We start from the raw sequence: 24489 nt of genomic DNA, 5'->3' as shown, positions 1-24489 counted from the left end.
ATCAGACCCTTTCGATGCTGCGGCTGCCGAACAGGCCGTAAGGGCGGACCAAGAGGACCACGAACATCAGGACGTAGGGCAGCACCTCGTGCAGCTTGCCCCCGCCGTAGTCGGCCAGGTAGCTGGCGCCCAGCACCTGGATCAGGCCGATCATGAGCCCGCCGATGACCGCGCCGACCAGGGAGTCCATTCCACCGATGACGATCGCCGGGATCGCGACGAGCGCGACCATGCCCATCGACGGCGAGACCACACGTGGAAACGACGCGAGGAAGATGCCGGCGACGACGGCGAGGAACGCGGCCAGGGCCCATGCAAGCGCGAACATGCGGCGCACGTCGATGCCCTGCGCCAGTGCGGCCTCCTGGTGGCTGGCGGTCGCCCGCATCGCGAGGCCGTACGACGTTCGCCGGAAGAAAAAGGTCAGCGCGCCAAGGACGACCACGGACGTCGCGATGGTCGCGATGGCGTTCGTGGGCAGCACCACGGAGCCGACATGCACGGTGCCTGCGCCGATGGGGCCGGCCGAGCCGTGCGAGCCGACACCCCAGATCATCACCAGCACCTGGTGGACCATGATCGAAAGACCGAGGGTCGCCAGCACCACGATGTTCACGGACTTGCCGACCATCCGGCGGAGCAGGACGGCCTCGACGAGCAGCGCGACCGTCACCGTGATGGCCACCGCTGCCAGGAAGGCCATCAGGTAGGGCACCTGTGCCATCAGCGCCAGCACGACGTACGCGCCCAGGGCGACGAACTCTCCGTGCGCGAAGTTGAACGTGTGCGAGCCCTTGAACATGATCACGAAGCCAAGCGCGATCAGTCCGTAGACCATCCCGAGGGCGATCCCTTGGAACCCGAGTTGCAGCAAGAGTGTCATCGTCGTTTCCAACCGTCGTCCGGCATCGTCGCCATTGCGGGCGTCCGCATCCCCGGCGGCGGGGACACGCCCCGTCCCGAGGGTCAGAGTCCCTGTGCCTGGCCCCACGCCTTCGCGGCGTCGGTCGCCATGAAGTCGGTGACTGGTGTGAGGACGCCGCCGGGGCCGACAGTGTTGATGCGCGAGAAGTAGCTCACGATCGTTCCTCCGTTGCCGAGATTCACCGGCGGCGTGATGCCCTGGTAGTCGACCTCGAGGTCCCGCATGGCCTCGGACACGCCCTCGCGGGTGAGGTCCTTGTTCTCGCAGGCCTTCGTCAGCGCGGCGACCGTCGCCGTACCAGTGAGCCAGCCGCCGACGTTGAAGTTGTGCAGGGTCGCCTCGGGGGCATAGGTCGCCATCGCGTCCTTGAGCTCCCGGATGCCGTGGACGTCGTCGTCCAACGTCCCATAGCCGCCGGAGACGTAGAACGTGTCGAGCAGGCCGGCCAGCGGCTCGGCCAGAGCGGAGTTCCACGAACCCGAGGTGCTGATCCACGTGGGTGTGTAGCCCAGCTGGGCCGACTGGCCGACGAGACCGGCGACCTGGGCCGGGGTGACGCCGAGCATGACCACGTCGGCGCCGGACTTCTTCAGCGCAGCGACCTGGGCGGTGAAGTCGGTGTCGGTCGCGGTGAAGGTGGGGTTCGCGACGACCTCGACCCCCGGGGTCTGCGTGGCGGCCGAGACGGTGGCGTCGGCGTAGACCTCGCCGTAGGCGTCCGCCGAGGTGACCAGCGCGAGCTTCAACGGATGATCGGCGCTGGCCCCGGCCTGCTGCGCGGCCCACACGACGCCATTGGCGAGCTCAATTTCGAACACCGGGAGCGGGACGTAGATGTCCTTTTCGCGCAGCGTGGTCGTGTTGAGCGACGCCGTGATCGTCGGCATGCTGTCCCGGGCAATGCTGTCCTTGACCGCCACGATGCTCGCCGTGCCGATGATCTGGGTCAGCATCACGACCTTGCGCGAGACGGCGCGGTAGACCTGGGTCGTGACCTGCGGGTCGTACTTGGTGTCCTGCTTGTCGACCACGATCTTGCGACCGCAGATGCCCCCTTCGTCGTTGATCTTACTGAAAAGGACCTCCGAGCCGAGTGAGCCGGAGGTGGCGGCCTCAGCGATCGGGCCCGAGTAGTCGGTCAGCAGGCCGACCCTGATCTCCTCGGCCGTGACCCCTAGGCCCATCTTGACCCCGTCCTCGGCCGTCGTCGTACCACCTGTCGGGCCACCGCATGCGGCCAGCGTGAAGAGCGCACCGGCCGCGAGGGCCGCAACCGATTTCCGAAACATCTCCAGCGTACCCCTTCGATTACCCGACCTAGCTCACCGATTTGCAGTCGCGAGTGCGATTGAACAGTCGCCGAGCAGCCAAGTCAAGAATCTTATCGATCGATAGATATTCGATTTTTTTCAGCGCAGAACCCCGGAATCGACAGCGTCGTACTCGTTAGCGGGGAACTCCCCCGGACACGCGATCCAGTACTATTTCGCGCGCTACAGAATTAGCCGTCGGCTCAGGTCAACCATCCCTGTGTCGCCGGGAAGCCTAGGATTCCTGGAATTGCCGGATCTCCAGATCACCCTTGGCGAACATCGCGCGCATCCGCCGCTTGTCGAACTTGCCGACGCTGGTCATGGGCAGAGCGTTTAGCACCACCCATCGCTCCGGCACCCACCACCTGGGAAGGTCCTCCTCGCGTAGCCGCTGCCACAGGTCGTCCACGCTGGTCGTCGAATCCTCCCGCAGCACCACCAGAGCGCACGGTCGTTCGTCCCAGCGGCTGTCCGGCACACCGATCACCGCGGCCTGGAGCACGTCGGGATGTTTGGCGATCTCCAGCTCCAACCGGACCGACGAGATCCATTCACCCCCGGACTTGATGACGTCCTTTGCGCGATCGGTGAGGTTGACATAGCCCAGGGCGTCCAGGGTTCCCACATCCCCGGTCCGCAGCCAGCCGTCGCGGAACTTGTCGCTCGCCTCAGTACGGAAGTAGGAGTCGGCAATCCACGGGCCGCGTAACTCCAGTTCGCCGACCGTCTCACCGTCGGCCGGAAGGACCGTTCCAGTGTCCGGCTGGACGAGCCGGATCTCCACGCCGGCCAGCACTCGCCCCTGCCCGCCCGCCCGCCGATCGGGATCGGGGTTCTCCGCCGCCCAGGGCTGCCGGTTGAGGGTGACCAGCGGCGAGGTCTCCGTCATCCCCCAGCCCTGCAACGCATTGACGCCGTATCGTTCCTTGAGGCCGGTCCTGAGCTTCTGCGGGATGGGCGCGCCCCCGAGCACGATTCGGTCCAACGAGCCGAGATCCCGCGACGGATCGGCGTCGAGGTAGCTCAGGATCTCGTTCCACACCGTCGGCACGCCGTTGGAGTACGTCGGCCGGTGGTTCCGGATGGCCTCGACCACCGTGGGCGGATCAAGGTGCCGGTTGCACAGCAGCAGGTCGCCGCCCGCCCAGAAGTTCGCGAACGGGTAGCCCCAGGCATTGGCGTGGAACATCGGGACGATGATGTAGCCGCGGTCCCGCGAGCTCACCGCCACGGCGTTCGCCGTGCACAGCGACAGCGCATGGATCCAGATCGAGCGGTGGCTGTAGGCCACGCCCTTGGGATCGCCCGTCGTTCCCGTGGTGTAACACAGGGTGGCGGCCGAGCGCTCGTCCAGGGTCGGCCACAGGAATTCCGTGGGCCGGCCGGACACCAGTTCGTCGTACCCGAGAACCTCGCCAGGCCAGCCCGCCAGTGCCTCCCCGTCGTACGGCCCGACCACGACGATCGTTCGCACACTGGGAACCCGATCACGCAGCTGCGCGAGGTGTCCCAGGAGCGAGGCGTCGACGAGGAGCACCTCGTCGGCGGCATGGTTGATGGTGTACGCGATCTGGTCGGGGGACAGGCGGGGGTTGATGGTGTGCAGCAGGCCCCCCATCGACGGCACCGCGAAGTACGCCTCGAGGTGTGTCCGGGTGTTCCACAGCAGGGACCCGACGCAGAATCCTGCACGCACCCCCAGCGACCGCAGGCCGTGGGCGAGCGCGGCCACCCGGCAGGCGAACTCGCCGAAGGTGACATGCGCGGCCTCGTCGCCGACCGTCGTGATCGACCGTCCCGAATGCCAGGTGGCTCCGTGCCGCAAGATGTTCGTGACCGTCAGATCGCCGTCTCCGATGTTGCCCCGAACCCCCGTGCCGAGGGATGTGTTCATACAGATGCCTTCCCGTCGAACCTGAGGTGTTTGTGCTCCCCGCGCCACCCGTTGCAGAACGCACCCGACGAGGGTCGCCAGTAGGTCCGGTGCCACGGCACCGGTATGGACGAACGTCCGTGCCGCCGATCAGTCCCTTCCGGCCCTCGTAGGTGCGCCGAGCGCCGACAGGCACAGGCCGACGTACCGATCGGCCACCTCGGCGGGCGTGAGCGGACCTGACTCGTCGTACCAGCGGGAGATGGCCTGGAGCATTCCCAGCAGCGCCCGGGTCGCCTCGGCCGGGTCCGTGACGACGAACACCCCCTGCTCGGTACCCCGCTCGATCACCGACCGCATCAACTCTTCGTTCCGCTTGCGCAGCTCGGCATACCCTCGCCGCACACCGGGACTCAGATAGCGGTACTCGGAGTCGAGTGCCGCAAGCCGTGCCCGCACCGTCACGTGCAGGGCGATACTCTCGACGAGGTTCGCCATCTGCCGGACGGGATCATCGCCGGCCTCCGCGACGGCCGCCTCTCCCCGCGGAAGCAGATCGGCGATCGCGGCTTCGAGCACCGCGACCAGGATCCCTTCCTTGTTCTCGTGGTGGTAGTACAGCGCCGGGACGGTGACCCCGACCCGGCGGGCAATGTCACGCACAGTCGTGCCGTGGAACCCGTGCTCATAGAACGCCCTGCTGGCGTGGTTCAGGATGTCGCTCATCTCGACGGGTCTACAGACGCGCCAGTCGACCGTCGGGCGATCGCTACCGCCCGCCTGCGCGACGTCCTCGCTCGTTGCTATTACCACCGGGTGACTGTTCCACTCTGCCCGTCCGGGCGGTCGAAGAAGGTGCTGTCGCAGCGGGCTCTGCGCATCAGAGCACGATTCTAGTGATCGTACGCTAAGTGCCATCGAATGAGAATCACCCCGCCAGAACCGCTTCAGCCCAGTCGCGCGAGCTCGTGTCGCCACGCGGTGCTCAGGTTCAGGGCGCTGCCGAGATCCGGGAGTTCCGCCAGATCCTCCGGAGCGATCGGCTGCAGCGTCCCACCGGCGGAGACGATCGCCAGGGACAGCGACGCCAACGTGTCGACCGAGAGTGCGCGCAGTACCGCCTCGGCCACCGACGTCCCCGTGGAGCTAAGACCATGCCCGCGCATGACCACCACGGGGCGATCCCCTAGCGCGTCCGCGACAGCCTCACCCAACCGTTCGGTATGGACAAGAGCGGAGCGCGGGAAGACCGGCACGCCACCCGCGGCCAGCGCAGCCCCCGGGATGTCGAAGGCACCCACGATCGGCAGGATCGGCAGCCCCGCCAGATCAGCCACCACGACATCGCGCGGATGCGCGTGCACCACGCACGACACGTCCGGACTCCGGCGCAGGATCGCAGTGTGAAGCGGCAACTCGAAGGGCACGGTGTAGCCGTGGTCGAGCTCGCCGGGCGCACCCGGATCGCCGTCCAGGTCGACAAGCCGGATGTCCTCGGCGGTGCTGTGCGCCAGCCCTCTCTCCCGCGGACCCCGGCAGCGGACCAGCAACCGAGAGCTGTCGACACGGAGGCTGATGTGCCCGAGGATGCCGGGGGCCAGGCCCCGGCCGGCGAGCACGCGACATCCGTCGGCGACCTGCGCGCGAAGGTCCGCGAGCGAGTCGGCCGTCATGCCAGGACCGCCACCGCGCCGAGCTGATCACGAACCGAGGAGGCGTGGCTGCCGCGCTTGACCGCCGTGCGCAGCCACACCGAGGCCTTGGGCCAGTTCACCGTTGCTCCCCCCGTCACCCGGCCGTCCGTGCCCTGCCAGATCGCCGCGAGCCGGAACGGTTCGTCCTGCTCGAAGATTTCCGGCCGCCGGTCGGGATCACGGGTGCCGATCAGCTGGATCTTCCAGTCGTACTGGTCGCTCCACACGTACCCCACTGGATCGTGTGCGATGGGAGCGCCCGGATGGAGGATGTTGTGTGCAACGCTGTTGGCCTGCTCCACAGCGTTGGTCCAGTGCTCGACCCGAGCGCTCGTACCCGACCGGGGTCGATGCCATCGAGCGACATCGCCCACCGCATGCACGTTGGGGAAACCGACGACCCGGCCGTATTCGTCACAGATGATGCCGTCGTCGACGGGAAGTCCGGAGGCCTCCAGCCAATCGAGGTCGAGATCAGACCCGATGGCCACCACCACCGTGTCGGGGAGCACCACCGACCCGTCCGCGAGCTCCGCACGGAAACCGCCACCGGAGGGCTCCAGCATGGTGACGAGGGTCCCGAACCTCGTGTCGACTCCGTGCCTTCGGTGCAGGGCGGAGAACCGCTCCCCCAGCACGCTCCCGACCGCTCGGCTCATGGGGACCGCAGCCGGGTCGACCATGGTGACCTCGATCCCGTGTCGCCGCGCCAGCGCGGCGAGCTCGGCACCGAGGAACCCGGCTCCGACGACCAGGAGGTGCCGGGACGTCGCGAGTCGGGCCCGAAGGCCCGCGGCGTCCGCCCAGGTACGGAGGACGTGGACGCCCTCATGGCGCCAGGGTGCCGGACGAGGCCGCACACCCGTTGCGACCACCAGGTCGTCGAAGCCCATCACCGTGCCGTCGCCGAAGACGAGGTGAGCGCTCGGGGTGAGCAGTCCCGTGGCGCGGCGGCCCAGCGAGAGCTCGATGTCGAGTTCCCGGGCCTCCTCGAGCGTCATCAGGGGGACGCGGGCGTTCCCGTCGAGAGCGGCCTTCGACAAGGGGGGCTTGTCATAGGGCGGCTCGGCCTCGGCCTCGATCACCCGGATGACCCCGGGATAGCCCTGCTCGCGCAGCGCTCGCGCCGTGCGGACGCCGGCCACGGAACCGCCGACGATTACCACCCCGCGGCTCATTCGTCCTCCAGCCACAACGCCGAGACCGGGCAGCTACGGGCCGCGGCCTCGACCCTGGCCCGGTCCGCGTCGTCGATCGTGGTCCTGAGGAGTACGACGGTGCCGTCGTCGCCGATGTCGTAGACGTCATCGGCGCCGACCACGCAGTTCGCGTAGCCCTGGCAAGCGTCCAGGTCAGCCTTGAGGACAGCCATCCGAAATCTCTCCATGTCGTACGTCGCGGGGACGCCGCACCAGCGCGCCCCTCAGACCTTGATTCCCATACCGCCGTCGGAGTGGACAACGCGACCCGAAATGCCCCGGGCTCGATCGGAAGCCAGGAACACGAAGCTGGAGGCATGGTCGGCGCTGGTGAGCGCGACGCCCAGCGGGTTGCGGGCGGCGAGTTCCGCCTCACGGTTCGGCCCGTCGAGGCGGCGGTCGGCGAGCCCCAGGGACGACAGGCCGCGCAGGTCGGTGCTCAGCGTGCCCCCGGGTGCGACGCCGTTGACGCGGATCTCGGGCGCCAGTTCATGACCGAGCGTTACGACCAGGCCACGGACGGCGAACTTTGACGCGACGTAGAGCGTCCCACCGCGCCCCGGGTAGTACGCGGACGTCGACTCGGTGAGAACGATGTTGCCCCGGGACTCGCGCAACGCGGGGATCGCAGCCTTCACGCTGTGGAGCTGGGACTTCACGTTCACCGCGAACATCTCGTCGAACGCAGCATCCAACGCGTCGGCGTCGATCTCCTCGAGGGTCCGGTAGAAGTCGAACACCCCGACACAGTTGACGAGGATGTCGAGGCCGCCGTACCGGTCGACCGCCGCAGCCACGGCCTCCAGGGGGGCGGCAGCCGTGGTCGCGTCACCCTGGACGACGACGTCCACGCGTGCGGCCGCCAGCGCGTCGCACTTGCCGGCATCGAGCTCGAGAGCCGCTACCCTCGCGCCCTCGGCACAGAACGCGTCGACGACTGCCCTGCCGATGCCGGAGCCGGCGCCGACCACGAGTGCCCGCTTGCCGGTGAGCCATCCGCTCATGCGCCGTCCTCGAGGAACAACGAGGCGAACGGATGACCCACCATCGCCGAGAACGTCGCGGTGTCCTGCCAGGTCAATGCCTCGAGCTCTAGTGGATCCAAGGTGATCCACCGGCCGGACCTCGGCGATTCGACGAGCAGCCGCGCACCGTTGCGGGTGAGCACCTTGGAAATCCGGATCTCGGAGAACTCGTTGCCGATCGCGAGGGGCTCGCCTTCCCGCTGCGGTGTGTCGAGCTTGGTGCCGGCACGGGCGGTGGCGACGGCGTGTTCGGCGGCGTCCTCCCAGCTGAGCCTCACAGGAAGACCGCCAGGTTCTGGGTGCGTAGCACCGACTCGTCGACCGCGATGTGCCGTCGAGTGAGCAGCCACCGATCATCGGTACGCCGCAGCAGGTCGGTGCGTCCCGCAGAGATCAACGACGGCTCGTGGACGTCCCCCCGACTGCGGAACAGGAGAACCGCCGACTCCACCACGAGCGCGTCGTCGGTGGCCGTCGCGAAGGTTCGGACGTTCGATAGATGGTGGCGGATGCGCGAAGGCGGATCTTCGGTCCACGCATGCTCGGTCCGGAACCGGGCCACCCGGCGGTTGAGGGAGTACTTGTCCTCGTCGAAGTGAGCCATCCGCTTGGCCGTGTCATAGCCGGCCCCGAGCGCCGTCGTGAGCCGAATCGGCATGAAGTAGTGGATGTCCTCGGCGAGCAGGTCGAGCCAGGCGTCGTAGTCCTGACGGTCGAGCAGGTAGGCCTCCTCCACCAGCCAGTGGTGCGCCGTCAGGTGACGGGGGTCCTCGAAGGGGAGCGACGCGCCCACCGGTTCGGTCGTCGGCGCGTCCTGCCCCAGCGGGGACTCGTCGGAGCGGATCGGAATGTAGGTCGTCACGAGCACGCCTCCGACGTCTCGACGCTGCCCACCCCGTCGGCTTGGGGCGCACCGACCGTGATCGGCCCGGGCACCAAGGGCGGCATCTCCAGATGGTCGGCCCACTCGGCGAGGAGCCTGCGCTGGTTATCCTCGCTGTATCCGACACGTGCGATTCCAGGACCGGCGAACTGCTCCGGGGTCAGCGACGGCACGACCGCACTGTCGTCATGCAGCATGCCCATTCGGCCGTTGAGCAACAGCCTGCGGGCCAGGCCGCCGCCGGCCGTGGTCGTCAGCGAGACCCAGTTCTCCACGTCGTCCTGCTCGAACATCCCGCTGCTGCCGAAGCACATGAGGTACGCCTTGTAGGAGAGCTTCTTGAACTCCTCCGGCGCCTCCTTGTCGACCACGAACCAGGACAACACCTCGGTCTCGTCCGCGGTGATCGGCTGCCACTGGCGCAGGGAGATGAAGGGCAGCACGTCATCGGTGTCGGCGACCTTCGGCCAGTTGTGCACCAGGCTCAGGTTGGGGAAGACCGAGGCCGCCGAGACCATGAACCCGTCGCGGCCGATGACGTCCAGCTGTCGCTGCGACCACTGGCTCCTCATCCGGCTGATCATCTCGTCGGGGTAACCGACGTAGCGCAACCGCTCCTCCAGCGTGCCAGGGGGCAGCTTGTACGTCGTGCCACCACCACCACCTGCCCAGTAGGTACTCCCGTTCTTGCGCTTCTCGGCCTTGGGCTCGCGGAAGAGTCCGATCTCGACGACGCTCGTGTGGGTCTGGGGGGTGTGGTACATGTCGCCGGCGAAGTTCTCCGCACCGATCTTCCAGTTCGCCTTGATCCGCCATCGCTGTGGTCCGAGCATCTCCGCGCCGCTCGCGCTCTGCTTGGTGTAGTAGTCGAGGTAGAACGCGAAGTCACCGAGGAACTCCAGCAGCGGCGGAGCATCGGGATCCATGGAGATGAAGATCAGCCCGTTGTAGGTGTCCAGGCTCGGCGCAGGCAGCAGCCGCTGACCCTTGCGAGCGAAGCCAGCCTCGCCGCCGTACGCCTCCTGGTGGAAGGGCAGTCCGACGATTCGGCCGTCGTTGCGGTAGGACCAGCCGTGGTACGGACAGCGGAAGTGCGAGGCATTGCCCTGCTCCGCACGACATACCTGCATCCCACGGTGCAGACACATGTTGAACATCGCGTGGATCCGGCCCGACCGGTCCCGGCTCACGATGAAGGAGTCGTCGAGCACGCGGCGGACCACGTAGTCACCGACGTGCGGGATCTCGGACTCGTGTGCGACGAACATCCACGCCCGGCTGAACAACCTCTCCCGCTCCGCCTGGAAGACCTCGGCGTCGTTGTAGATGTGCGCCGGGAGCATGCCGCGCCGGACGTTCGCGAGGACATCGCGCATGGAACCCCATTCCTTCACTCTGTAAGTCAGAGCAAGATTCTGCATACAGGAAGTTCGACTGTCAACCGGCGACGTTCGGTCGGTTGAGCTGCGCGCCTCGCCGTGGCCTGCCGGATCGCGTGAACCCGGACGCCGGGCGATACCGTGTCCGCCGTGGCAGGGGTTGCACGGAGGACCGACAAGGAACTGGGCGCCCGGATGCGGCCGGCGAGGGCCTCCCGTCACCTGGCCCGCGCGAGCTCGCTCGACAGATCGACCTGAAGCCCGTCCTCACTCAGCGAGTTCGAGCACGGGAACAGCCTTCCCGGCCGGGCCCGGCTGGAGGCGCTGTCCACGGCTCTCGAGGTGCCACTGTCTCCGCAGGTGGAGCCTCCCGCGCCAGCCGAGGCCCGGTTTCTGAACTGGAGGGACTTCGACCCCGTCGACCTCGATCCGGTCTCCCAAGCGGCCCTCGATCTCTTCGTCGAGCGCGGTTACCACGGCTCCACGGTTCGGATGATCGCCGAGCGCTGCGGACTCTCGGTGGCCGGTGCCGGAGGAAGCGGCGACGCGAGCGATCGTCACGATGTGTGGCAGTTGCCGACTGGTACGAGGCCGGCACGAGCTCGAAGCCGCAGGAGATCGCCCGTCAGCACGTCGCGCTCGCGCCGGCGATCGTGGCGGCCAGACCGGTACCCCACGTGCTGCTGCACGGGTGAACTCCCGAACCGCGCCGGTTGCCGATACGCACCGGCTTTGCTCACCGGGAGATCGATCCGCGCGGCCGCTGCTTTAATACGATCTCATCACTGGTACGAACAAAAGGTTTTCATGCGCATCCTTCAAATTCGTGAGCAGCCGGTGCGGCTACGGGGCGATGTCGAGAACGCAGTGGTGAACTTCGCCGAGCACACCGTGTCGATCGTGGCCGTCGTCTCCGACGTCCGCCGGGGGGGCGAGCCGGTGGCCGGTGTCGCGTTCAACTCGATCGGGCGGCACGCGCAGAGCAGCATCATCCGGGATCGCATGGCTCCCCGGATACTCGGCGCGGACCCGGAAGCCCTGCTTCACGATGGTGACGGCGCACCGTCCGCGGCCCGGCTCGATCCGGCCAGAGTGCTCGCCTGCGTCCTGCGGGACGAGAAGCCCGGAGGGCACGGCGACCGGGCGTCCGCGGCGGCCGCGATCGAGCTCGCCTGCTGGGATCTCAACGCCAAGCTCTCCGACGAACCCGCCTACGAGACGATCGCCCGGCACTTCGGTCGGCCAATCATCTCGAACCGGATACCGGTGTACGCGGCGGGCGGCTACTACCGCCCCGGCAACAGCCTCGCCGAGCTGCGTGCGGAGATCCGCTCCTACCTCGATCAGGGATACGACTCCGTCAAGATCAAGATTGGCGGGGTGCCGCTTGCCGAGGATCTGGCCCGGATCGACGCCGCACGCGGGATTCTCGACGGCGGGCAGCACCTCGCGGTGGACGCCAACGGCCGATTCGACCGCCAGACCGCGCTGGACTACGCAAAGGCGCTGGGCCCCTATGGCCTGCGCTGGTACGAGGAACCCGGTGACCCGCTCGACTACGCCCTGATCAGGGATGTGATCGACACCTACGGCGGTGCCGTGGCCACCGGCGAGAACCTGTTCTCGATCGCGGACGTGCGCAACCTGGTCCGGTACGCTGGCCTGCGCCCGGAGCGGGACCTCGTGCAGATGGACGCCGGGCTCAGCTATGGCCTCACCGAGTACGGCGGCATGCTCGAGGTGCTGGCGGAGCACGGGATCGACCGCAGTTCCGCCTTCCCGCACGGCGGGCATCTGATCAACCTGCACATCGCGGTCGGCCTGGGGTTGGGCGGCTGCGAGTCGTATCCGGGGGTGTTCGGCCCGTTCGGCGGCTACAGCCCCGGCTGCACAATCTCGGACGGCCGGATCGCACCAGCCGACGATCCCGGCTTCGGGCTCGAGGCCAAGCCCGACCTGGCCGGCGTGATCGCGGACCTGCTGGCCTGAGCGACCCCGGAGGCGGGGAGAGACGGAGAGGCGATGGAGATCGCGGTGATCGGTTGCGGCGCGATGGGTTCGGTGTATGCCGGGCGGCTCGCCGCCGCGGGCAATCCGGTACTTGCCATCGACCGGTGGGAGGAGCACGTCGCTCGGATCGCCGAGCACGGTCTGCGGATCACCGGACCGGACATGGACCGCAGGATCGGTCTGCGGGCCGCCACGACGATCCCGGACGAGCCGATGGATCTGGTCATCCTGGCAGTGAAGGCCGCCGACGTCGGTGCGGCCGCCCGCCAGGCGCTGCGCCTGCTCGGCAACCACACGGTCGTGTTGACCATCCAGAACGGACTCGGCGCGGCCGACGTCGTGGCCAATGTGGTCGGCGCCGAACGCCTCGCCGTGGGGATCGCCAGCGGGTTCGGCGCCTCCCTGCGCGGCCCCGGGCACGCGCACCACAACGCCATGCGGGCATTGCGCATCGGCGCCTACGGCTCCCTGGCGGCACCGGCGGTGGAGCAGGTCGCCCGGACCTGGCGCGGCGCCGGGTTTGACGCCGAGGCCGTGGCTGACATCGCCGCCATGCAGTGGGAAAAACTGATCTGCAATGTGGCCTACAGCGCCCCCTGCGCGCTCACCGGGCTCACCGTCGGCGAGGTGATGGACGATCCCGATATCGGGCCGATCAGCCGGGCCGCAGCCACCGAGGCCTGGCGGATCGCCCAGGCCTGCGGCATCGCGGTCCCCGTCACCGATCCGGTCCGGCACGTGCGCGACTTCGGCGCCTGCATGCCGAACGCGAAGCCGTCCGCGCTGCTCGACCACGAGGCCCGCCGTGTCAGCGAGATCGACGTGATCAACGGCGCCGTACCCCACCAGGCCGCCCGTATCGGCCAGGAAGCGCCGGTGAACGCGACGCTCACCGCGCTCGTCCGCGCTCGGGAACGCGCCTGGCGCTGACCTCACCGCACGGGCGCGAACGACTGCGGGCGGCGTCGTCCGCGAGACACCGCAGCCTTCGCCACCTTCGTCAGCGGCAGGCTCGTCGACATCCCACCGACACTTAGCGGTCGCTCGCTATTGACCTGCCGAACACGTGTGTCTACGGTCATCCGCGCGGGGCCAAACAAGGAGCTGGGAACAATGACGAACACCGAATTCGAGCTGGGCGGCCTGTGTCACGTTGCGCTGGTGTGCGAGGACATGGAACGCACCGTCGACTTCTACACCAATGTGCTGGGGATGAAGCTGGTCAAGACCGTCGCGATCCCCAACGGGGGCCAGCACTTCTTCTTCGACATGGGATGTGAGCAATACCTTGCGTTCTTCTGGTTCCGCGACGCGCCGAAGAAGGCGCCAGGAGTCGCGTCAGCCGCCGGCCTGCCGGGCGTGGGTGACATCTCGACGGCACACGCGTCGATGAACCACTTGTCCTTCAAGATTCCGCTCGAGAAGTTCGACGAGTACAAGGCCAAGCTGGAGGCGAAGGGGGTCCGGACCGGTCCGGTCCTCAACCACGACGACAGCGAGCGCGGGGTCGCCGCCGAGTACCACGACGGCGTCTACGTCCGGTCGATGTACTTCTTCGATCCCGACGGCGTCCTGCTGGAGTTCGCCGCCTGGACGCGCGAGCTCCGCGAGGACGACGTCGCCCACCTCCCCGTCAACAAGGAGGGCATCGTCTCTACAGTCGCGGCCGGAGCCGCAGGACACGAGTGACATGCTGGAACTCTCCGGCCGGTTCTTCGACGCGGTCGCGCGCGGTGACCTGGAGGCGGTCGGCGGCTTCTACCGCGACGACGTGCATCGCACCGAGGTCGAGAACGGCTTCCTGCGACAACATGTCATCAGGGCTCTCGCAACGGCTAGACCGCCAGGTTGAGCTCATCGCCGCACTGAGCCGACCCCGGCGAATCAGGACGCCGACCCGGCGACCAACGCGATCGGCTGCTGCGGCACCGGAAGTGCATGCACCTCGCCACCGCAGGACCCAGGACCGCGATAGCGACCCAGCCCCGGCCTGGACGTGGCCCGCTGCTCGCGGGCGGCGAGCTCGAGCAGTGCCCTGGCGGGCGCTGCGAGCTCAGAACGCTTGTCCCACACAGCCCACAGCCTGCGGGTCAACTGGATTCCGGTGACCGGGACCCGAACCAGCCTGCCCTCCTCGATCTCCCGGGCGGTGGCCAGCCTGCTGAGCACCCCGGCTCCCGCCCCCTCGGCGACCGCCTCCTTGATCGCGGTGGTCGAGGGGAACTCGACGTAGGCGTTGTCCCGCCACAGATCCCCGAGGGCCTGGCGCAGGACCTGGCGGGTGCCCGAACCCTTCTCGCGCAGCACCAGCCTGCCGGCCGCGAGCTCAGCCGCGCTCAACGGCACCCGGCGGCGCGCCCATGGATGGCGCGGGGAGACCACCACAACCAGCTCATCGTCGCCCACGACCCGCTGGTGCAGGTCGGGATGCCGGCCGCGGACCCCCACGAAGCCCAGATCGACCTTGCCGGACCGGGCGTTGTCCAGGACGGTCTGGGCATCGTGGGCCTGCACGCAGACCGAGACGTCCGACAGCTGTGCCCGCAGCCCCGTCACCCAGCGTGGGACGAGGTACTCGGCCGTCGTCAGACACGCGGCGATGCGCAGCGAACCGGGTCCCACGGTCGTCAGCACGGCGCTGCACTCCATGAACTGGGAAACGGCCTCGATCGCCGACTGCGCCCACTTGGCCAGTGCGATGCCGGCCGGGGTGAACTGGGATCCGGACGGCGATCGTTCGAGCAGCCGCAGGCCGAGCCTGCGCTCCATGGCCCGGATCCGCACGCTCGCGGCGGGCTGGGAAACACCGTGCTCCTTGGCGGCCTTCCCCAGGCTGCCCAGGCGGTCCACCGACAGCAGGAGGTCAAGGTCTGCGAGTTGAGGTGCGGCGGGGTGCAGGACCATGGCGTACCCTCCCAGCGGGCTCACGACATCTGCGTCGGTCACCCGGACGTGGTCGCCGGCCGCGGTCGCTGTCCCGCGACTGTGACGATGCCAACACCGTCCGGATGCCGCGTCCAGGCAAACACCACCCGTCGATGCAGGGAAGAGAAACCGAACCGCCAATTCGGCACGTTTCGCGTGCAGAACCGCACATGCCCCTGTCGGACGCGTGGTGCACGCACGACCAACAGTGGCCCCGGCCATATTTGACTAGCCTCACCAATCGTCTGATCGGGTTACCTCAATGGTGGCCGGCTGTGCGTCGAGCGCACGAGCCCGGGGACTACACTCTGCTGCTCATCGGCGGACGAGGCGCCGTGGCCCCTGACTCAATGATGCGTACGGAGATCGAGGACCATGAGCCGTGTACGCGCCGACGACCTGCTCTACCTGCTCGCGCTGGCGCGGACCGGACACATGGGGGACGCGGCCCAGCGACTCGGCGTCGAGCACACCACCGTCTCCCGGCGCGTGGCCGCGCTGGAGAAGGCGATCGGCCGCCGGTTGGTGGACCGGACCACCCGAGGATGGCTCCTGACCGACGACGGCGAGCAGTTGATCCCCCATGCCGAGCGGATCGAGTCGGCGCTACACGGTGTGGATCAACTCGCGGTGAGCCCACGCAGCCTGAGCCTCGGCGGAACCGTGCGGATCGCGTCCACCGACGGCATCGGGAGCACCGTGGTGGCCGAGGCGCTCGTCGAGCTTCGGCGGGCCCATCCCCGGCTGGAGATCGAGCTGACAACGGCGATGCGCCGGTTCGACATCACGTCGAAGGACTATGACGTGGCGATCACCGTGCAACGGCTGCCCAGCCAGCGCCTGGAAGTCAGGCCGCTGACCGACTACTCCCTCGGGCTGTATGCGACGCGCGGCTACCTCGAGACGCACCCACCGGTCCGCAACCGCGAGGACCTCGAGAACCACGCCCTTGCCTGGTACATCGACTCCCTGCTCGACATACCCGAGCTCGATGTGTTCGACGCCAGCGTCATCTCCCGGCGGCGCGCGCTGCGCAGCTCGAACATCTTCGGCCAGCTCAGCTTCGTCACGGCGGGCGGCGGCATCGGCCTGCTACCCAAGTACCTGGCGATCCAGCGACCTGAGCTCCAGCGGGTTCTCGCCGACGAGGTCTCGGTCCGGTTGACGTTCTGGCTGGTGACCCGCAAGCAGTCGCTCGCCCTGGCTCGGGTGCAAGCCGCGGTGCAGTGTCTGACCACCTACGTCGCCTCGACCCAGGATCGCTTCCTGTACTGACTGTGAGGATGGTCGAACCGGCCCGGTGATGGTGACCGGTTATGACGCCATTGGACCTTCCCCACTACCGGATCCGACCACCCACTGGCACCGTAACCGGATAAGGGACACGGTCATGATTTTCGCGACGAGGCCGGTCTCGCACATGGAACGACGACGCCCGGGCGCAGCTCCCGATCTCGACTGAGCCGGAGCAGAGCGCCGAATCGTGTGCAGAACTGTCCGCACGGGATTCAGGCATGGCTGGGTGACGACGGAATCGAGGAGCATAAGAGATGGCGACGGTTGTCCGGGCTCGTCCTGTGGCCGCACAAGCACAGTCGACCGCATTGAGCATCATTGACACCGATGTGCACGAGCGGGCCGAGCTGCAGTCGTTGTTGCCGTATCTGGCCCCGGAGTGGCGCAAGTACATCACCGATTTCGGGTGGCAGCCCGAGCGTTTGTTGCCGTTCTCGCAGTTCGCCACCGGCGGACTGGACCGGCAGGATGCGAAGCTGCCGGACGGACGGCCGGGCGGATCGGACCTGCCCCTGCTGCAGCGCCAGCTGCTGGACGAGTACGACATCGACTACGCGGTGCTGACCGGGTGGCTGGACGCCTCGGCGCTGCACCCGGGCTGGCCGGAGTTCAAGACCGCGTTGATGTCGGCCTACAACGACTGGCAGCTGGAGACCTGGATCGAGCGCGACCCACGGTTGCTGGGATCGGTGCACGTCAACGCGCACGACCCGATCGGCGCCGCGCGCGAGATCGACCGGGTCGGGGCGCACCCGAAGATGATGCAGGTGGTGCTCTACATCGGGGACAAGGCCTTCGGCGACCCGTTCTACCATCCGATCTACGAGGCGGCGGTGCGCAACAACCTGCCGGTCGGGATGCACCACAGCGAGAACTCCCCGACCGCCCTGGGCTTTCATCGCTACTTCGTGGAATGGCACACCCTGGTGCCGCAGGTGTTCATGTCCGAGATGGTCAGTCTGATCTTCAACGGGGTGTTCGACAAGTTCCCCGAGCTGAAGGTCATCATGATCGAGGGCGGCACCACCTATGTACCACACCTCATGTCGCGCGCCGACCAGCAGTACAAGGAGCTGCGCTCGGAGGTGCCGTGGGTCAAGCGGATGCCCAGCGATATCATCCGCGACCATTTCCGGTTCGCCACGCAGCCCACCGAGGAGATGACCACACAGCAGTTCCTGGCCATGATCGACGCGGTCGGTTCCGAGGAGCTGTTCTGTTTCTCCACCGACTACCCGCACTGGGATTTCGACTCCCCGTGGGAGGCCCTGCCGGGCGGCCTACCCGAATCGCTCCAGCGCAAGATCTTTTACCAGAACGCCCAGAGTCTTTACCCCAAGATGCCCGTCCTCAAGCCACGGTAGAACTCGGACTCCGCCCACACATCGCCACCGAAGTAGGGATACGACGTGAAACAAGTTGTGTGTCACAAGGACGAGCTCGCCCCCGGCCAGATGACCGGTGCCCAGCTCGGTCCCATCCGGGTCGTCGTCATCCGGGCCAAGGACGGTTCGTTGCACGCCGTCGCCGCGAAGTGCCTGCACCAGGGCGGACCGCTCGACCAGGGCCGGATCTACGAGCACACGCTCAGCACCGAGGATGTCGGCCAGTACGTGATGGACGCCGAGCGCGAGATCATCAAGTGCCCGTGGCACGGCTACGAGTACGACATCCGCACCGGCGCGACCGTGTTCGACACGACCCGATGCCTCCAGACGTTCGCCACCCGCGAGGAGGGCGACCAGATCACCGTGGAGCTCGAGTTGCCCGGTACCGCCGCCGCGTCGGCGTAGCCGCAGGACGAGCGCACGACCTGTCGACGGCAGGCCGCCTCGCCTCGGCCCGGCCCCCCGGGTCGGGGCGAGATGACGGTCTGCCGGTCCACCGTCACCGAAGACCTCGAACGGGAGCACCACGAGATGGCCACCGAAGAGACCAAGCAGAAGCTCAAGAAGATCACGATCCCGATGCTCGACGAGAAGCGGCGGGCCGGCGACCCGATCGTGCAGATGGCGATCTACGACTACCGCTCGGCCGTCATCGCCGACCGGATCGGCGGGGTCGACATCCTGTGTGTCTCGGACACCGGCGGCATGGTCCTGTTCGGTCACCCCACCACCACCTCGGTCACGTTCGACGAGGTGATGAGCATGACCAAGGCGGTGACCCGGGGCTCGAGGTACGGGCTACGCATGGTCGACATGCCGTTCTGGAGCTTCCACGTCTCCCCCGAGCAGGCCGTCGACAACGCCGGCCGGTTCGTGTCCGAGGGCGGCGCCGAGGTGATGAAGTGCGAGGGCAACCAGCATCACGCGGCCAATATCGAGGCCATCGTCAAGGCCGGTATCCCGGTGCAGGGTCACATCGGCGTGACGCCGATGCGCATCCCGCAGATCGGCGGGTTCCGGGCGCAGGGTAAGACCGCCGACCGGGCCAAGGAGCTCGTCGATGACGCGTGGGCCATGGTCGACGCCGGCTGCTTCTCCATCCTCTGCGAGGTCGTGACCGACGAGGTCGCCGCCTACCTGGCCGAGACCCTCCCGGTTCCGGTCATCTCGCTGGGCGCCGGCAACCGGACCGACGGCGTGCACATCATCACCAGCGACCTGTTCCACATGTACGAAGAGCACACCCCGCGGCACTCGAAGATCTACTTCGACATCATCCCGGTCTTCGAGAAGGTCTTCCGCGACTACCGCGACGAGGTCAAGAGCCGGGTGTACCCCGGACCGGAGCACACGGTGTTCATGAAGGAGGAGGAGCGCAACAAGTTCTACGACCTCGTGGAAGCCGACGGACGGGCGCCGGTGACGCGCGGCTGACGGCTGGGCCGCAGGCACGACCGGAGAGGAAGGCACTGCGATGGCGGCACCGGAACTGACGGGTGAGGCGGGTGGCGAGACCATCGAGTTCGTCGAGGTCTGCGCCGAGGACGAACTGGCCGACGGCGAGAAGCTGGTCGTCGAGATCGACGACCAGCGCGTGATGCTGGCCCGCGTCGCGGGCACCTACTACGCGATCAGCAGTATCTGCACCCACGAACACGCCTTCCTCGACAACGGGGCGATCGTGGAGAACGTCGTGTACTGCCCGTTGCACTACAGCGCCTTCGACCTCCGCACCGGCTGCGTGCTCGGTCCCCCGGCCGACAAGCCGACCCCCACCTTCGGGGTACGGGTCGAGAACGGCACGGTGCTGGTGTCGGTGAAGCCGGTGGCGGTGACCGAGCCCGAACCGGACCCCGACATCCGGGTCGAGCCCGTCGAGGTGCCGTCGACGCTGCAGTCCCGGATCCTCGATCGGTTCGACTCGATGTCCTGGCTGCAGCGGGCGGCCGCCTGGACGATCAAGATCGGGACACCGATCCGGGCCACGCTGGCCCCGCGGGGCGTGCTCGACCTGCTGCACGGCAGGTGGCTGGGCCACGCGCTGCACCCCGCGCTGTCCGACGTGCCGATCGGCCTGTGGGGCGCCTCGGTGCTGCTCTACGTCTTCGGGCAGACCTGGCCCGCGGTCCTGCTCAGCCTGGCCGGTATCGCGTCGGCGGTCCCGACGATCGCGACCGGGGTCGCCGATCTCCTGGTGACGGATGGGCACGACCGGCGGATGGGCACGCTGCACGGGATCCTCATGTCCCTGGCGACGCTCGTCCAGATCGCCTCGCCGGTCGCGTACTTCCTCGGCTCGCCGCTGGTCGCGGGGATCCTCGCCGCGGTCAGCTTCGTGATCACCATCGGGGGCGCGTTCTTCGGCGGTCATCTCGTCCTCGGCCGCGGTCACATGGTCGACCACACCGTGTGGCCGGTGGTCACGCCGCAGTGGCAGCGGGCGGTGCAGGAGTCCGAGCTCATCCCGGGCGGCACGGCGGTCGCCGAGGTGGATGGGCGGAAGGTCCTGCTCTACCGCTCGCCCGAGGACGACCGGATCTCCGCGATCGAGGACGCGTGCAGCCATGGCAGCGGGCCGCTCTCCCTCGGCAAGGTCTGTGACGGCATCGTCACCTGCCCGTGGCATGACTCGAAGTTCCGGCTTCGCGACGGCGCTGTGGTCCGAGGACCGGCCACGTTCCCTCAACCCGTGCTCGAGGTGCGGATAACCGGCGGCTGGATCGAGGTCCGCCCGCCAGCCAGTCGGCCGGAAGGCCGATGACCCACCCATAATGGGATTCGCATCCGCCGCGACGAGGCGGCACGGCCAGAGAGACGAGGGAGTCGCGAATCATGCCTCAACAGGTCCGCGCGGTTGTGGCCCATGCCAAGGGCGAGCCGGTGTCGGTCGAGACGATCGTGGTTCCGGACCCCGGTCCGGGTGAGGCCGTGGTGGCGGTCCAGGCCTGCGGGGTCTGCCACACCGACCTGCACTACCGGGAGGGCGGGATCAACGACGAGTTCCCGTTCCTGCTCGGGCACGAGGCGGCCGGCGTCGTGGAGGCGGTCGGCGACGGGGTGAGCGAGGTCGCCCCCGGGGACTACGTCGTGCTGAACTGGCGGGCGGTCTGCGGGAAGTGCCGGGCCTGCGCCAAGGGCAAGCCGTGGTACTGCTTCGCCACCCACAACGCCACCCAGAAGATGACCCTGCCGTCGGGGCAGGAGCTGTCCCCGGCGCTGGGTATCGGCGCGTTCGCCGAGAAGACCCTGGTGCACGCCGGACAGTGCACCAAGGTCAACCCGGCGGCCCGGCCGCAGGCGGCGGGCCTGCTCGGCTGCGGAGTCATGGCCGGGCTGGGCGCGGCGATCAACACCGGCCAGATCGGCCGCGGCGAGTCGATCGCGGTCATCGGTTGCGGCGGGGTGGGCGACGCCGCGATCGCCGGAGCGGCGCTGGCCGGCGCCAGCACGATCATCGCCGTGGACGTCGACCCGACGAAACTGGAGTGGGCCAAGGGCTTCGGCGCCACCCACACCGTCAACGCCCGCGACACCGACCCGGTCGAGGCGATCAAGGATCTGACCGGTGGGAACGGCGCCGACGTCGTGGTCGACGCGGTCGGGCGGCCGGAGACCTTCACGCAGGCCTTCTACGCCCGGGACCTGGCCGGGACCGCGGTCCTGGTCGGGGTGCCCACCCCGGAGATGACCGTCGAGCTGCCGCTGATCGAGATCTTCGGCCGCGGCGGGGCGACCAAGTCCTCCTGGTACGGCGACTGCCTGCCCTCGCGCGACTTCCCGGCCCTGATCGAGCTGTACCTGCAGGGCAGGCTGCCGCTGGACAAGTTCGTCTCCGAGGAGATCGGGCTGGACGCGGTGGAGGAGGCCTTCCACCGGATGGAACGCGGCGAGGTGCTGCGCTCGGTGGTGGTCCTGTGACGCCGATCGAGCACGTGCTGACCTCCGGCACGTTCTCCCTCGACGGTGGCACCTGGGAGGTCGACAACAACGTCTGGATCGTCGGCGACGAGCGCGAGGTGCTCATCATCGACGCCGCCCACGACACCGAGGCCATCGCCGCGGCGGTGGCCGACCGGCGGGTGGTGGCCGTGGTGTGCACGCACGCGCACGACGACCACATCAACCAGGCCACCTCGCTGGCCGACCGGTACTCGGCGCCGATCCTGCTCGACCCGGCCGAGGCTCCGCTGTGGGAGATGGTGTACCCCGACCGCCGCCCGGACGCCGACCTCGCCGACGGCGACGTGCTGCGGGCCGGGGGGATCGACCTGCGGGTGCTGACCACACCCGGCCACTCCCCCGGCTCCTCGTGTCTCTACGCGCCCGAGCTCGGCGTCGTGTTCACCGGGGACACCCTGTTCAACGGCGGCCCCGGCGCCACCGGCCGGTCGTACTCGTCGTTCGACACGATCATCGACTCGATCCGGGAGAAGCTGCTCACGCTGCCCGGCGAGACCGAGGTGCGTACCGGCCACGGCGATTCCACCCGGATCGGCGCGGAGTCACCGCACCTGCAGGAGTGGATCGCCCGGGGACACTAGGCGACCCGTTCGCACCGGCCGTCACCTGCGTCGCGGCGGCCGGTGCGGCGCCGGTGGACCGGGTCAGGTCCGGACATAGTCGCCGGGCCCGTCGCCGAGCACCGGGTAGGTCTGGCTGCCCATCGGGGGCGGCGTCCGCAACGGACCCGCGTTCTGCTCCGACCAGCGCGCCCAGTCCTGCCACCAGGAGCCCACACGGCGTTCGCCGACGCCGCGCCACGCCTGCCCGGTGGACGGCGGCACGTCGAGCTCGGCGACCATGTGCCAGGCCTTCGGTCCCGGCGGGCTGACGACACCGGCGATATGCCCGCCGCTGCCGAGCACGAACCGCGCGGGGCCGCCCACCAGGCCGACGGTCTTGTACGCCGACTCCCACGGCACGATGTGATCATTGATCGCGCTGACGACATAGGTCGGCGACTTGATCGCCCTCAGGTCGATGGTCCGGCCCGCGACCTCGAGGCTGCCCTGCGCGAGCCGGTTCTCGACGTAGAAGCGGCGCAGGTAGAACGTGTGCATCGCGGCCGGCATCCGGGTGCTGTCGGCGTTCCACGCCAGGATGTCGAAGGCGGGCGGGTCCTCGCCCATCAACCAGTTCGCCACGACGTAGTTGAAGATCAGGTCGTTGGCCCGGATCACGTCGAATGTCGCCGACATCGACCCCGCCGCCAGCCCGCCCTCGCGCCGCATCCGGCGTTCGAGCCGGTCGATCGTGTCCTGGTCGGTGAACGCGGCGAGCACCCCGGGGTCGGTGTAGTCGAGCATCGTGTTGAGCAGCGTCAGGTTGCCCACCCGACCGTCTCCGGCCTGGCTCAGATACGCGGCGGTGATCGCGGTGAGCGCGCCGCCGAGACACAGGCCGACGATGTCGACCGTCTCGGCCCCGGTGATCTCCGTGATCACCTCGAGGGCCCGCTGCGGTCCGTGCACGAGATAGTCGTCCATCGTCGTCGCGGACATCTCTGGCGTCGGGTTCCGGTAGCTGATCGCGAACACCGTCCGGCCGTGCCGGACCGCCCATTCGATGAAGCTGCGGCCCGGGGCGAGGTCCATGATGTAGTACTTGTTGATCCACGGCGGGCTGCACAGCAGCGGCGCGGCGTGCACCTGCTCGGTCTGCGGTGCGTACTGCAGCAGCTCCATCAGCTCGTTGCGGTACACGACCGTCGACGGCGTGGCGGCCAGGTTGCGACCGATCTCGAACGCGCTGGTGTCGACCTGCCGGGGCCTGCCTTGGTTGTGGAGCAGGTCGTCGAGGAAGTTCCGGGCACCCCGCAGCAGGCTCATCCCACCGGTGTCGAAGGCGCGTTTGAGCGCGGCCGGATTGGTGGGGAGAAAGTTGGTGGGCGCAAGCGCGTCCACCACGAGGTCGAGGGCCAGACCCGCCTTGAGTCCGCCATCGGCCGACCGCGCCGATCCGACGACCTCACGGGCGGCCCGGGCGGTCGAGAGGTAGGCCAGCCGCAGCGCAGAGAAGGCCGGGTTCACGGTCCAGGCCGGGTCGGCGAAGCGGCGGTCCGTGGGATCGACCGGGACCGGTGGTTCGACGGGTCGGCCGAGCCAGCCGGCCGTCGCGGCCAGCGGTATCCGGGCGAGATCGGTCGCGAACCGGACCCCGACCCGGGCGGATGTCCCGGGCCGGGCGAAACCCGATCGCAGAGCAGCGGCCAGAGCGGCGCCGAGACCGGCGGCATCCAGCCTCGCGAGAAGATCGGACTCCGGCCCAAGCATGCTCGCCGCCTGCTCGGCGAGACTCGTCGGTGGGTCGGGCAACTCGTGGGCCATGCCGCTCATCCTCCCCTTTCCCGCAGCCATCGGCAGGACCGGCGACAACCCACCGGGACGCTTCAGCCGAGGGTTCGCTCACGGTTTCGGTCCGGAGGAGCTCGGGCCGCGCCCGGAGTGCGCCTCCGCGCGAAGCCGTTCGACCAGGTGCGGGTAGTGCAGCTCGAACGCGGGGCGTTCGGAGCGGATGCGGGGCAGCTCGGTGAAGTTGTGCCGCGGCGGCGGGCAGGAGGTGGCCCATTCCAGGGAGTTG

At 68.4% G+C, this 24489-nt stretch carries 25 protein-coding genes and 1 pseudogene; 13 read left to right on the top strand and 13 right to left on the bottom strand.

The window, feature by feature from the left end; all coding sequences use genetic code 11:
* Position 1: 1 nt before the first annotated feature.
* The 11 genes from ACFQE5_RS22670 to ACFQE5_RS22620 form a co-directional block, all read right to left on the bottom strand.
* A complete protein-coding gene (locus ACFQE5_RS22670) occupies positions 2-883 on the bottom strand; it encodes a branched-chain amino acid ABC transporter permease (protein WP_379587912.1) in 882 nt (293 codons plus the stop codon).
* 83 nt (positions 884-966) lie between these two features.
* Entirely contained in the window at positions 967-2214 is a 1248-nt protein-coding gene (locus ACFQE5_RS22665; RefSeq protein ID WP_379587911.1) for an ABC transporter substrate-binding protein, read from the bottom strand.
* 256 nt (positions 2215-2470) lie between these two features.
* Positions 2471-4132, bottom strand: a complete 1662-nt coding sequence (locus tag ACFQE5_RS22660) for a long-chain-fatty-acid--CoA ligase (protein WP_379587910.1) — start codon at positions 4130-4132, stop codon at positions 2471-2473.
* Between the two features lie 129 nt (positions 4133-4261).
* Complete coding sequence (locus ACFQE5_RS22655; RefSeq protein WP_379587909.1) at positions 4262-4837, bottom strand: TetR/AcrR family transcriptional regulator; 576 nt, start codon at positions 4835-4837, stop codon at positions 4262-4264.
* Positions 4838-5058: 221 nt separating this feature from the next.
* Positions 5059-5784: a class II aldolase/adducin family protein gene (locus ACFQE5_RS22650; RefSeq protein ID WP_379587908.1), complete on the bottom strand. Its 726-nt coding sequence runs from the start codon at positions 5782-5784 to the stop codon at positions 5059-5061.
* Positions 5781-6971 (bottom strand): NAD(P)/FAD-dependent oxidoreductase, encoded by a 1191-nt coding sequence (locus ACFQE5_RS22645; protein ID WP_379587907.1) that lies wholly within the window; start codon positions 6969-6971, stop codon positions 5781-5783. The genes ACFQE5_RS22650 and ACFQE5_RS22645 overlap by 4 nt, the downstream gene beginning before the upstream one ends.
* An 8-nt stretch (positions 6972-6979) precedes the next feature.
* Positions 6980-7177: a ferredoxin gene (locus tag ACFQE5_RS22640; RefSeq protein WP_379587906.1), complete on the bottom strand. Its 198-nt coding sequence runs from the start codon at positions 7175-7177 to the stop codon at positions 6980-6982.
* A 51-nt stretch (positions 7178-7228) separates the two neighbouring features.
* On the bottom strand, positions 7229-8008 hold the full coding sequence (gene hcaB, locus ACFQE5_RS22635; protein ID WP_379587905.1) for a 3-(cis-5,6-dihydroxycyclohexa-1,3-dien-1-yl)propanoate dehydrogenase: 780 nt from the start codon (positions 8006-8008) through the stop codon (positions 7229-7231).
* On the bottom strand, positions 8005-8307 hold the full coding sequence (locus ACFQE5_RS22630; protein ID WP_379587904.1) for a hypothetical protein: 303 nt from the start codon (positions 8305-8307) through the stop codon (positions 8005-8007). Before ACFQE5_RS22630 ends, hcaB begins: the two co-directional genes overlap by 4 nt.
* Positions 8304-8891: a 3-phenylpropionate/cinnamic acid dioxygenase subunit beta gene (locus ACFQE5_RS22625; RefSeq protein WP_379587903.1), complete on the bottom strand. Its 588-nt coding sequence runs from the start codon at positions 8889-8891 to the stop codon at positions 8304-8306. The genes ACFQE5_RS22630 and ACFQE5_RS22625 overlap by 4 nt, the downstream gene beginning before the upstream one ends.
* Complete coding sequence (locus ACFQE5_RS22620; RefSeq protein ID WP_379587902.1) at positions 8888-10288, bottom strand: Rieske 2Fe-2S domain-containing protein; 1401 nt, start codon at positions 10286-10288, stop codon at positions 8888-8890. Before ACFQE5_RS22620 ends, ACFQE5_RS22625 begins: the two co-directional genes overlap by 4 nt.
* A 345-nt stretch (positions 10289-10633) precedes the next feature.
* Here ACFQE5_RS22620 and ACFQE5_RS22615 point away from each other — a divergent pair.
* From ACFQE5_RS22615 to ACFQE5_RS22590, 6 genes and pseudogenes are all read left to right on the top strand, one after another.
* Positions 10634-10804: pseudogene (locus tag ACFQE5_RS22615) on the top strand (helix-turn-helix domain-containing protein); the annotation flags it as partial.
* A 53-nt stretch (positions 10805-10857) separates the two neighbouring features.
* Positions 10858-10986 carry a hypothetical protein gene (locus ACFQE5_RS22610; RefSeq protein ID WP_379588085.1) on the top strand — a complete coding sequence of 43 codons (129 nt, stop codon included), beginning with the start codon at positions 10858-10860 and terminating at the stop codon, positions 10984-10986.
* Between the two features lie 112 nt (positions 10987-11098).
* Positions 11099-12280 (top strand): enolase C-terminal domain-like protein, encoded by a 1182-nt coding sequence (locus ACFQE5_RS22605; RefSeq protein WP_379588082.1) that lies wholly within the window; start codon positions 11099-11101, stop codon positions 12278-12280.
* A 33-nt stretch (positions 12281-12313) separates the two neighbouring features.
* Positions 12314-13231 (top strand): ketopantoate reductase family protein, encoded by a 918-nt coding sequence (locus ACFQE5_RS22600; RefSeq protein ID WP_379587901.1) that lies wholly within the window; start codon positions 12314-12316, stop codon positions 13229-13231.
* Positions 13232-13414: 183 nt separating this feature from the next.
* On the top strand, positions 13415-13990 hold the full coding sequence (locus tag ACFQE5_RS22595; protein WP_379587900.1) for a VOC family protein: 576 nt from the start codon (positions 13415-13417) through the stop codon (positions 13988-13990).
* Between the two features lies 1 nt (position 13991).
* A complete protein-coding gene (locus ACFQE5_RS22590; RefSeq protein WP_379587898.1) occupies positions 13992-14153 on the top strand; it encodes a hypothetical protein in 162 nt (53 codons plus the stop codon).
* A 32-nt stretch (positions 14154-14185) separates the two neighbouring features.
* Here ACFQE5_RS22590 and ACFQE5_RS22585 read toward each other — a convergent pair whose 3' ends face one another.
* On the bottom strand, positions 14186-15247 hold the full coding sequence (locus tag ACFQE5_RS22585; protein ID WP_379587897.1) for a LysR family transcriptional regulator: 1062 nt from the start codon (positions 15245-15247) through the stop codon (positions 14186-14188).
* Positions 15248-15601: 354 nt separating this feature from the next.
* Between ACFQE5_RS22585 and ACFQE5_RS22580 the strand changes: the two genes are divergently transcribed.
* The 7 genes from ACFQE5_RS22580 (at position 15602) to ACFQE5_RS22550 (ending at position 22451) form a co-directional block, all read left to right on the top strand.
* Positions 15602-16501 (top strand): LysR family transcriptional regulator, encoded by a 900-nt coding sequence (locus ACFQE5_RS22580; protein ID WP_379587896.1) that lies wholly within the window; start codon positions 15602-15604, stop codon positions 16499-16501.
* A 329-nt stretch (positions 16502-16830) separates the two neighbouring features.
* Entirely contained in the window at positions 16831-17886 is a 1056-nt protein-coding gene (locus ACFQE5_RS22575; RefSeq protein ID WP_379587894.1) for an amidohydrolase family protein, read from the top strand.
* A 45-nt stretch (positions 17887-17931) separates the two neighbouring features.
* A complete protein-coding gene (locus ACFQE5_RS22570; protein ID WP_379587893.1) occupies positions 17932-18315 on the top strand; it encodes a Rieske (2Fe-2S) protein in 384 nt (127 codons plus the stop codon).
* A gap of 72 nt (positions 18316-18387) precedes the next feature.
* Positions 18388-19344: a 3-methyl-2-oxobutanoate hydroxymethyltransferase gene (gene panB / locus ACFQE5_RS22565; RefSeq protein ID WP_379587892.1), complete on the top strand. Its 957-nt coding sequence runs from the start codon at positions 18388-18390 to the stop codon at positions 19342-19344.
* Between the two features lie 40 nt (positions 19345-19384).
* Entirely contained in the window at positions 19385-20671 is a 1287-nt protein-coding gene (locus tag ACFQE5_RS22560; RefSeq protein ID WP_379587891.1) for a Rieske 2Fe-2S domain-containing protein, read from the top strand.
* Positions 20672-20742: 71 nt separating this feature from the next.
* Positions 20743-21828, top strand: a complete 1086-nt coding sequence (locus tag ACFQE5_RS22555; protein WP_379587890.1) for an S-(hydroxymethyl)mycothiol dehydrogenase — start codon at positions 20743-20745, stop codon at positions 21826-21828.
* Positions 21825-22451, top strand: a complete 627-nt coding sequence (locus ACFQE5_RS22550; RefSeq protein WP_379587888.1) for an MBL fold metallo-hydrolase — start codon at positions 21825-21827, stop codon at positions 22449-22451. The genes ACFQE5_RS22555 and ACFQE5_RS22550 overlap by 4 nt, the downstream gene beginning before the upstream one ends.
* A gap of 63 nt (positions 22452-22514) precedes the next feature.
* Here ACFQE5_RS22550 and ACFQE5_RS22545 read toward each other — a convergent pair whose 3' ends face one another.
* A complete protein-coding gene (locus ACFQE5_RS22545) occupies positions 22515-24236 on the bottom strand; it encodes a PHA/PHB synthase family protein (RefSeq protein WP_379587887.1) in 1722 nt (573 codons plus the stop codon).
* Positions 24237-24489 lie beyond the last annotated feature (253 nt).

It is taken from the genome of Pseudonocardia hispaniensis, assembly GCF_042658695.1.
Classification (GTDB): Bacteria; Actinomycetota; Actinomycetes; order Mycobacteriales; family Pseudonocardiaceae; genus Pseudonocardia; species Pseudonocardia hispaniensis.
The sequence above is the reverse complement of the archived record's forward strand: the minus strand, read 5'-3'. Positions and strand labels throughout refer to the sequence as shown.